Source organism: Cellulosimicrobium sp. SL-1 (genome assembly GCF_011033075.1).
Classification (GTDB): domain Bacteria; phylum Actinomycetota; class Actinomycetes; order Actinomycetales; family Cellulomonadaceae; genus Cellulosimicrobium; species Cellulosimicrobium funkei.
In genome coordinates this window covers 1,381-2,831 of the sequence record NZ_JAACJC010000017.1, presented here as the reverse complement: position 1 = coordinate 2,831, position 1,451 = coordinate 1,381, and the positions used below count along the sequence as shown (strand labels likewise).

General features: G+C 59.1%; 1 rRNA gene (running past both ends of the window). It reads right to left on the bottom strand.

The features are described from left to right. Positions 1 to 1,451, bottom strand: a 23S ribosomal RNA gene (locus tag GWJ10_RS19660) (it extends past both window edges: 1,484 nt to the left, 371 nt to the right).

Genomic DNA, 1,451 nt, shown 5'->3' with positions numbered 1-1,451 from the left:
CAGCCTTGATGTCGGGCGGATTTGCCTACCCGACGGCCTACAGCCTTGGACGTGGTCTACCATCGCCACGCCGGGCTACCTTCCTGCGTCACCCCTGTTAATACGCTTACCTACTACCGGATTGGGTCCCGCGCGCCCCTGCCCGGTGACCCCGAAGGGTCGATGGGCAGGTTTGGGCGGTCAGCATCACCGGGCTCGGTATGGGCGGTTCTTCGCCGGTAGGAGAATATCAACTCCTTGTCCATCGACTACGCCTGTCGGCCTCGCCTTAGGTCCCGACTTACCCAGGGCGGATTAACCTGGCCCTGGAACCCTTGGTCATTCGGCGGACGGGTTTCTCACCCGTCTTTCGCTACTCATGCCTGCATTCTCACTCGTGTGGGCTCCACCGCTGGGTTCCCCCGCGGCTTCACCGCCCACACGACGCTCCCCTACCCACCTGCGCCTCTGGACCACGAAGGCCTGAGTTGAGCGCAGATGCCACGGCTTCGGCGGTGTACTTGAGCCCCGCTACATTGTCGGCGCGGAATCACTTGACCAGTGAGCTATTACGCACTCTTTCAAGGGTGGCTGCTTCTAAGCCAACCTCCTGGTTGTCTGTGCAACTCCACATCCTTTCCCACTTAGCACACGCTTAGGGGCCTTAGCCGGTGGTCTGGGCTGTTTCCCTCTCGACTACGGAGCTTATCCCCCGCAGTCTCACTGCCACGCTTTCACTTACCGGCATTCGGAGTTTGGCTGACGTCAGTAACCTTGTAGGGCCCATCGGCCATCCAGTAGCTCTACCTCCGGCAAGAAACACGTGACGCTGCACCTAAATGCATTTCGGGGAGAACCAGCTATCACGAAGTTTGATTGGCCTTTCACCCCTAACCACAGGTCATCCCCCAGGTTTTCAACCCTGGTGGGTTCGGTCCTCCACGCGGTCTTACCCGCGCTTCAACCTGCCCATGGCTAGATCACTTCGCTTCGGGTCTAGACCCAGCGACTATGGGCGCCCTGTTCGGACTCGCTTTCGCTACGGCTTCCCCACACGGGTTAACCTCGCCACTGAGCACTAACTCGCAGGCTCATTCTTCAAAAGGCACGCTGTCACCCCAGCCAAGGAGGCTCCAACGGATTGTAGGCACACGGTTTCAGGTACTATTTCACTCCCCTCCCGGGGTACTTTTCACCTTTCCCTCACGGTACTGGTCCGCTATCGGTCACTAGGTAGTATTTAGGCTTAGCAAGTGGTCTTGCCAGATTCACACGAGATTTCTCGGGCCCCGTGCTACTTGGGATCCCCTTCGGGAGGCCGCACCATTTCGTCTACCGGACTCGCACCGTCTGTGGTCCGCCTTTCAATGCGGTTCGACTATGACACGGCTTTCTCACTCCCCGGTGGACTGTCAGATCCACCAGAAGGGTCCCACAACCCCGAACACGCAACGCCTGACAGCTTGAACACG